Annotated in this window: 6 protein-coding genes; 1 reads left to right on the forward strand and 5 read right to left on the reverse strand. The window is 72.4% G+C overall.

All coding sequences use genetic code 11. The annotated features are described in order from the left end of the window. Positions 1-26 precede the first annotated feature (26 nt). Positions 27-602, reverse strand: a complete 576-nt coding sequence (locus ACSW7Y_RS15445) for a TetR/AcrR family transcriptional regulator (protein WP_438127127.1) — start codon at positions 600-602, stop codon at positions 27-29. A 274-nt stretch (positions 603-876) separates the two neighbouring features. On the opposite strand from ACSW7Y_RS15445, the gene ACSW7Y_RS15450 reads away from it, so the two are divergent. Then, the gene (locus ACSW7Y_RS15450) at positions 877-1,716 is read left to right on the forward strand and encodes a carbohydrate kinase family protein (protein ID WP_438127128.1); all 840 of its coding nucleotides are present in this window, start codon (positions 877-879) and stop codon (positions 1,714-1,716) included. Between the two features lie 48 nt (positions 1,717-1,764). Here ACSW7Y_RS15450 and ACSW7Y_RS15455 read toward each other — a convergent pair whose 3' ends face one another. From ACSW7Y_RS15455 to ACSW7Y_RS15470, 4 genes are all read right to left on the reverse strand, one after another. Next, positions 1,765-3,183, reverse strand: coding sequence for a serine hydrolase domain-containing protein (locus ACSW7Y_RS15455; protein ID WP_438127129.1), 1,419 nt, complete (start codon positions 3,181-3,183; stop codon positions 1,765-1,767). After that, positions 3,180-4,529 (reverse strand): cryptochrome/photolyase family protein, encoded by a 1,350-nt coding sequence (locus ACSW7Y_RS15460; RefSeq protein ID WP_438127130.1) that lies wholly within the window; start codon positions 4,527-4,529, stop codon positions 3,180-3,182. The genes ACSW7Y_RS15455 and ACSW7Y_RS15460 overlap by 4 nt, the downstream gene beginning before the upstream one ends. Continuing rightward, positions 4,526-5,008 carry a MarR family winged helix-turn-helix transcriptional regulator gene (locus tag ACSW7Y_RS15465; RefSeq protein ID WP_438127131.1) on the reverse strand — a complete coding sequence of 161 codons (483 nt, stop codon included), beginning with the start codon at positions 5,006-5,008 and terminating at the stop codon, positions 4,526-4,528. Before ACSW7Y_RS15465 ends, ACSW7Y_RS15460 begins: the two co-directional genes overlap by 4 nt. Before the next feature lie 455 nt (positions 5,009-5,463). After that, positions 5,464-6,231: a winged helix-turn-helix domain-containing protein gene (locus tag ACSW7Y_RS15470; RefSeq protein WP_438127132.1), complete on the reverse strand. Its 768-nt coding sequence runs from the start codon at positions 6,229-6,231 to the stop codon at positions 5,464-5,466. Positions 6,232-6,689: the final 458 nt, after the last annotated feature.

Below are 6,689 nucleotides of genomic sequence, written 5' to 3' on the forward strand. Positions count from 1 at the left end.
CGCGCCTCCCGTCCGTCGCGTGGGGACTACGCGGTCGTGACCCGCGTTCCGGAGAGGAGGCGGTCGGCAACGGTGCGCAGTGCCGCCTCGACGTCGGTCCCGTCCGGGTCGACGAGGGCTGACCACTGCGCGCCGCGAGCCGCGCGGACCGCCTCGCCCGCCGCGCGCCGCGCGTCCGGAGGGGAGTAGCCGTGGGTGGCGCACCACGCGGCGATCGCGGCGAGGTGGCCGCGGTGCACGAGTCGTTCGCGGTCGCGGCCGTCCAGTGTCTCGACGGCGCCGAGCTCGAACGCCAGGCGCACCGCGAGGCGTCGCTCCCGGTCCTCGAGCCCACCGAAGACGGTGGTCAGCCAGGCGACGAGGGCGTCGACGTCCGCCTCTGCAGGGAGCGCGACGTGGGAGACGTCGCGGTCGAGGTGCTCCACGACGGCGTCGATGAGGGCCTCCCGCGAGCCGAAGTGGTACACGATCGGGTAGGCGCTCGTGCCGAGGACCCGGCCGAGGCTCCGGACGGAGACCGCCTCGAGCTTGGTGTCGTGCAGGTGCTCGGCGACCTTCTCGATGATCGCGGGCTTGAGTGTCGGGTCGGGCTTCCTGGGCACGGGTCCTCCGGGGCAGCTGGTGGCCGCGGAATGCGACTCGAAGAAATATTACCGTACGTGCGATGCATTCGGCGCGCGCTTCCCTGTGGGATCTGCGAGAAAAGCGGAGCAAAGCTCGAGTACACGCACACTAGGGCGGATGTCCCCGTCCCAGCACCGCGCAGTGCCGCCTCGAACGCCCGCGGAGGGTCGAGCACTGCCGGCAGACCGTGGACGGCGTCGGGGCGCGGGGAAACGCTTCCTGGTCGTCGGCGACGTCCTCGACGGGATCCTCGTGCACACGACCGCCGAGACGATGGGCGAGCACGACCCGGACGCCAGCATCCGCCACCGAGCGGTCGGTGCCGGCGGGAACACCGCGACGTGGTTGGGCTGGCTCGGAGCCGAGGTCGACCTGGTCGCGCGCGTCGGTGTCGACGACGTGCACCGTCACGAACGCGGTCTGGAGGACGCCGGGGTCCGGCCGCACATCCGCTACGACGCATGTGCGAGCACCGGGACCGAGGTGTCCGTGCGGAACCGGAACGGGCGCACCGCGATGTCCGACCCGGCGGCCGCGGGGCTGCTCTCGGCGGCCGACGTCCCGCCCGACCTCGTCGAACGCGCGGACATCGTCCACCTGACCGGTGCAGGGATGCTGGCCGGTGGGGGAGCGGACCGGCTCGCCGAGCTCGTGGAGCTCGCGCGCTCCGGGCAGGCGCGCGTGTCGCTCGACCCGTCGTCCCCGGCCGTCGTCCGGGCACTCGGAGCCCCGGCGTTCGTCGAGGCCCTCACCGGTGTGGACGTGCTGTTCCCCGGACGCGACGAGGCCCTGGCGCTGACCGGAGCAACCGACCTCCGCGAAGCCGTCCGGCGACTGACCGAGCACGTCCCGCTGGTCGTCGTCACGGTCGGGGCGGACGGCGCCGTCGTCGGGCGGCCCGGGCGGAGCCCGCAGCGGGTGGCAGCGACGCCGGGGACGGTCGTCGACACGCTCGGAGCGGGAGACGCGTTCGCCGCGGGGTTCCTCCGCGCCTGGGCGACCGACCCCGTGCGGATCGGTTCCGCCGCACGGGAGGGCGGGCGGGTCGCAGCGCGCGCGCTCGGGTTCGTCGGTGGGCGTCCGCCAGCCTGACCCGCGGCCCGAAGGTGTGCGGCGGCGGTACTCCGGTGTGGTCGCTGCTCAGGCCTCGGCCGGCTCGGCCGTGAGCGTGAGCGTCTGCACGAGGCCTGCGGCGAGGGGCGCGAGCCGGAGCTCGACCCGCAGTCGCCCACTCGTGCCGGGCAGCCACCAGCGCAGGTGCGTCGGTGCGACCGAACGCTCCTCGACCGGCGCCGCTGCGAGGTCCGCCCCGACGGCGGTGGCGGCCTCGGCGATGTGCCGACGTCGACGTTCGTAGGGCTCGTCGAGCGCGACGTTGGGCGAGAAGACGCGATCGGCGACGGCGTCGTCCCACCCGACGAGCAGCGAGGACACCCGGCGCTGCGCGTCGCGCGTCTCGGGCAACACGTCGACGACCTCATGGGAGCGCCGCGTCCTCCCATCCGCTTCCAGCAGGAGGTCGAGGGCATCCGTCGCGGCAGCGGAGACCTTGGCCTGCGTGGCGTTCTCGAACGCGACGACGCCGAGGCCGTTCCGGGTGGACCACCGCATGTGCGCGGAGAAGCCCGGGTAGCCGCCGGAGTGCGAGGCGATCGGGCCGTACCGGTCGTCCTGCTCGACGAAGAGCCCGAACCCGTAGGCGGTCGGACGCGTCGAGCCCGGGACGACGACCGGTGGGACGACCCGCATCGCCTGCTGCATGAGCCGTCGGTCGGCAGGGGACACCGGCCCGGGCTCGGGATCGTCGGAGAACGCGGACGCCAGGTGGCGGCCCCAGCGGGCCAGGTCCGTCACGGTCGAGAACAGGCCGCCGATGGACGAGAACGCTCCCGGGCCGGTGAGCGGCAGGGGCTCCCACGTGCCCGCGTACGGCCGGACACCCGTGACGACGAAGCCGTCGGCGTCGGCGGCGGAGAACACCGTGTCGTGCAGGCCGAGCGGCCGGAGCACCCGGTCCGTCGCCGCCGCGGTGTAGGGCGCGCCGGACACCGCCGCGACCACCCGACCGAGCAGGGCGTAGCCGAGGTTGGAGTACGCGAACGCGGTGCCGGGGACGCTGTCGAAGAGCAGCCCGTCGCCGAGCACCGCGTCCAGCTCGGCGTCGAGCATCGACTCCTGGCGGTCAGCCCAGGGATCGTCGGTGGGGAAGCCGGCGGACATCGTCAGCAGCATCCGGACGGTGGGTACGGGGGAGTCCGGTGTCGGGAGCCGTACCGCGCGGAAGGCCGGCACGAACTCGGTGATCGGGGCGTCGAGGTCGAGTCGGCCGTCGGCGACCAGGGTGAGCAGGGTCGCCGCCGTCACGCTCTTCGTGCACGACGCGATCCGGTGGACCGTCGAGGCGTCGGGCGCGGTCCCGTCGCCGCGGTCGCCGTGGCCACCGGAGGCGATGAGTCCGCTCGGGTCGAACACGCCCCAGACGGAGCTGGGTGCCACGCCCCGCGCCACACGGTCGGCGAAGAGCGCGTCGACCCGGGCGAGGGCGTCCGCTGCGGTCACGAACGACGCATCCGGTCGTACGCGTCGAGCGCGCGCTGACGGCTCTGCTTCAGGTCGACCATCGGCTCGGGACGGTCTTCGTCGGCGGGTACCCACCGTCGCACGTACTCGCGGTGCGGGTCGAAGCGCTCGAGCTGACGCTCCGGGTTGAACACGCGGAAGTACGGTGCCGCGTCGAAGCCGGACCCTGCGACCCACTGCCAGTTGCCCGGGTTGTTCGCGGCGTCGGCGTCGACGAGAGTGTCCCAGAACCACTGCTCGCCGACCCGCCAGTCCACGAGGAGGTTCTTCACGAGGAAGCTCCCGGCGGCCAACCGCACGCGGTTGTGCATCGCTCCGGTGTGCCAGAGCTCCCGCATGCCGGCGTCGACGAGGTCGAAGCCCGTCGTCCCGGTCCGCCACGCGTCGAGTTCGGCGTCCGGGGCGTCGCGCCAGGGGAAGGCGTCGAACTCACGGCGGACGTTGACCGTCGCGATGTCCTCGCAGTGGAAGTACTCGTTCCAGTTGAACTCGCGCCAGGCGAGCTGCCGGAGGAACGCCGGTGCCTGCTGCCGCTGCGACGGCTCGAGCTGTCCGTGCAGGCGGTGCCAGACCTGGTACGGGCTGATCTCGCCCCAGCGGAGGTGCGGTGAGAGTCCGCTCGTGGCGTCCATGGACGGCTCGTCGCGCTGGTCGTAGTCCTCGAGGGCGTGCTCGACGAAGTGCTCGAGCCGCCGGCGTGCGCCGGTCTCGCCCGGCGTCCAGGCGTCACGGAGCCCCGCGGCCCAGTCCGGCTTCGTCGGCAGCAGGCCCCAGTCCTCGAGGTCGTCGCCGGTGGCGTCCGACGGGGCGGGGAGGTCGCGCGGCTTCGGGAGCGGGTGCCGGGGCTCCGGCATCGCCTGGGCCGCGCGCCAGAACGGGGTGAAGACCTTGTACGGCTCGCCCTGGCCGGTCGTCACCGTCCAGGGCTCCCAGAGGAGGTTGGCCGCGAAGCTGTGCGCCTCGACGCCGTGGTCGTGCAGGGCTGTCTTGATGCCCGCGTCGATGTCGCGTTCGGCATGGCCGTACCGGCGGTTCCAGAACACCGCATCGGCCTCGGAGTCGGTGACCAGGGCGTCGATGACTTCGGCAGCGGCACCGCGTCGGAGCACCAGCCGGGAACCGCGGTCGTGCAGTTCGTCGTCGAGGGCGGTCAGCGAGTGGTGTAGCCACCACTGCGCCGCAGCGCCGATCGGCCGCACACCGGGTGACTCGTCGTCGAGGACGTAGACGACCGTCAGCGTCCCGCCGTGGTCGATGCCCGCCCGGAGCGCCGGGTTGTCCGCGAGTCGGAGGTCGTCGCGGAGCCAGACGATCGCGCCGGTCACACGGAGGCCGTGTCGGGAGCGGAGCGCCGAGCCGGGACACCGGTGCCGGCTGCGCGGCGGACCTTCGTGCAGAGCTCGGTGAGGGTGCGGAGCTCGACATCGGTGAGCCCGGCGCCGAGCTGCGCGGCGATGCTCGCGGCGTGCTGGACCGCGACCGATCGGTAGACGTCGAACCCGTGCGGGGTGAGGGCGACGTAGACACCGCGCGCGTCCGTGGGGTCCGGCTGCTTCTCGACGATGCCCCGGGACGCGAGACGGTCGACGAGGCGGCTCACGCTCGGCTGGGTGAGGAGGAGGTGCCCGGTGAGGTCACGCATCCGCGACCGTCGACCCGGCTGGGTGGAGAGGTTGAAGCAGACGTCGTACTCGTTGAACGAGATCTCCCCGCCCGGGAACTCGGCGTTGAGGTTCCGCATCACCTGTACCTGCGCACGGAACAGGGATTCCCATGCCGCGACCGCAGTGGCCTTGTCACTCACCTTGCGTGCTCCCTCCGGACCGTCGCCCAACCCTACCGACGACGCCCGACAGACGGACGAGGGCCGACCACCCGATGGGTAGTCGGCCCGCTCCCTTGCGTGACGGGTGCAGATCCGGAAAGCACGAGGGCCGGCCACCTTTCGGCGACCGGCCCTCTCCCTTGCGTGACGGGTGCAGCTCCGGAAAGCACGAGGGCCGGCCACCCGATGGGTAGCTGGCCCGCTCTCTTGCGTGATGGGTGCAGCTCCGGAAAGCACGAGGGCCGGTCACCTTTCGGCGACCGGCCCTCTCCCTTGCACCAAGAGTGTCCTGCAATCACATTCCACAGGCTGTGCCACAGCAAACACTGCCTGCGACGTCGACTGTATAACGAAGCGGTAACGGCGCGCTAGCCCGAACGGGACCCGTTCGCTGCGAGTTCACCAAGAGCCGTCGATGCCTCCGCTGTGCAGCCTCAGAACAGGTCGGGCGACGGCGTCGAGGCGTAGCGGACGGCGACGTCGGCGTGCCGGTCGAAGCGGTAGCCGACGCCCCGGACGGTGCGGACGATCTCCTCGAACGCACCGAGCTTCGAGCGGAGCCGGCGCACGTGCACGTCGATGGTGCGCTCGTTCGGGGTCTCGTCCTCGCCGTCCGACCAGAGGCCGTCGATGATCGCCGAGCGGTCGACGGTCCGGCCCTCGCGGAGGACGAGGAACTGCAGGAGCTCGAACTCCTTGTAGGTCAGCGGTGCCGGTTCGCCGTCGAGCGTGACGCGCTTGCGGGAGATGTCGATGACGACACCGGTCTCCTCGGGCTCGGGCTTCTCGGCCTGCTTGCGGGCAGCGACGGCGGAGCGGTCCTGCAGTGCGAGCCGGACGACGTCGACGTCCCGCCCGCCGGAACCCTCGGCGGCGACGGCCACCGCGGCGTACGTCTCCGACGACGGCACGAGCTGCGCGGTGAGTGCCTTGAGCTGCTCGACCACGGCGGCGAGGGTGGTCCCGGCAGCGGCGGCCGCGGCCTCGTCGATCCCGACGTACAGCGCGAAACCTCGGGCTTCGGTCCCCTCGGGCAGCGCGCGGTTGCGCTGCGGGGCGACGACGGGGCTGGTCGGGACCGGGCTCGCCTGCGGAGTGACGGGCTGGCGGCGGGGACGCAGCGGCGTCACCGTGCCGAGGTCGGTCGGTGCGGGTGCCGACGTGCGGAGCGGCGTGCGGGGCTGGGCGATGGTGAGCGACATGGCTGGTTCTCCGGGAGGAAGGTCGCGGTGCTGCGGTGCTGCGACCGGTGTCGAATGCGTCGGCCCGGGTACGGCGGTGTGCCGAGGATTCCTCCGCGGTCCTGCTGCGGACCGGGGAGCCCGGGAGAGCGGGGATCGACCGCGTCGGACGCCTGGCGTCGTCGACGTGGTCGTCACCCGGGGATCACGCCTGCGCGACGGGGGTGGGGTCGCGGGGGATCCGGCTGGAACGGGCGCCGATCAGGCACACATTCGACAACGCATGACCGACATCGTCGGCATCATCATGCCGATGGTCCCCACTGCCCCAGAGGTGGAGCACGCCTCGATGAGGACGCGGGTGGACACGGTTGCAGTCATGGCATGAGTATGGGTGGGATACCAACGCGGTGTCAACCGTCCGACCGGACGGTGCGTTCCGCGCGGGCACGGGGAAGACGGACGGGAGGCGCGGTGCC

The organism is Curtobacterium flaccumfaciens, assembly GCF_051548005.1.
Taxonomy (GTDB): Bacteria; Actinomycetota; Actinomycetes; order Actinomycetales; family Microbacteriaceae; genus Curtobacterium.

Excerpts from the sequence above, each read along its gene's own strand:
- ACSW7Y_RS15470 (WP_438127132.1), bottom strand. The coding sequence starts at position 6,231 with ATGTCGCTCACCATCGCCCAGCCCCGCACGCCGCTCCGCACGTCGGCA.